Annotated in this window: 2 pseudogenes; both read right to left on the bottom strand. The window is 36.8% G+C overall.

What is annotated here, in order from left to right:
* A pseudogene (locus V6260_RS19310) lies at positions 1–137 on the bottom strand (NUDIX hydrolase); the annotation flags it as partial.
* Positions 130–212, bottom strand: a pseudogene (locus V6260_RS19305) (pseudouridine synthase); the annotation flags it as partial. The pseudogenes V6260_RS19310 and V6260_RS19305, both read right to left, overlap by 8 nt.

The following is a 212-nucleotide window of genomic DNA, read 5'->3' as shown; positions in this document are numbered from 1 at the left end:
AGCGTCTCATTTTTCTCTAAATCACCCGCAGCTTGATTGTAACAAATTTGCTTTGTAAATTTATCGCGCTCTTTTACAAGAAAAACCTCATTTTGTCTTTTTTCTATTGCTGCAACCGTGACATGCGGTTTATGCATCAACCACTCCCTTAATTACTTTGTATTCACCCCAATTAATATCATCCAACGTATAGTTACCAATGCTGTAGCGAA

The organism is Pseudoalteromonas aliena (assembly GCF_038155085.1).
Lineage (GTDB): Bacteria > Pseudomonadota > Gammaproteobacteria > Enterobacterales > Alteromonadaceae > Pseudoalteromonas > Pseudoalteromonas aliena_A.
Note: the sequence above shows the minus strand (reverse complement) of the source record. Positions and strands in the feature narration are given on the sequence as shown.